The organism is Salinimicrobium oceani, assembly GCF_012037645.1.
In genome coordinates, this window is sequence record NZ_JAAVJR010000535.1 from 1 (window position 1) to 477 (window position 477).

Annotated in this window: 1 protein-coding gene; it reads left to right on the forward strand. The window is 33.8% G+C overall.

Annotation, left to right across the window (positions count from 1 at the left end; translation table 11 throughout):
- Positions 1 to 76: 76 nt before the first annotated feature.
- A complete protein-coding gene (locus HC175_RS18110; protein WP_317172357.1) occupies positions 77 to 325 on the forward strand; it encodes a hypothetical protein in 249 nt (82 codons plus the stop codon).
- Positions 326 to 477: the final 152 nt, after the last annotated feature.

The window sequence follows — 477 nt, forward strand, 5'->3', positions numbered from 1 at the left end:
TTTCGGTAGCAAAAACAATTATAAAATCATTGTTTTTTAAGAACTTTCAGATAAGTTTTAGTATAATAATTGTTTATTGAAATCCAATCTTAAAATTATAAAAATTATGGGTAGGCCTTCCACAAAACCAAAAGATCTCAGAGATGGGTATTATATCGAGGTCAGAAATAAAAATCAGAAATCTGGAGTGAAAATTCGAAGAGAAACCATAGGCCAGCTTTTAATGGCCATTGATGAATACAAGGAAAACAAGGAAGTGGTTATTTTGGGAAAACAAGAAAATGGAACATTGAGGGATGTTCCGGAACTTGCTGTTAAACTTTAGTGTTTTTGAGTGTAAGATAGAATACTGGATAAAAGAATAGAAATACCTCTTCTCAATCCTTAAAAATTTTTTTGGCACCTTTTCCGCAGAGGGCAACCGCATGATGTAAGTGCTGAATAAGAACAGGTAGTGTAGTGCCAGCCCCATTTCCT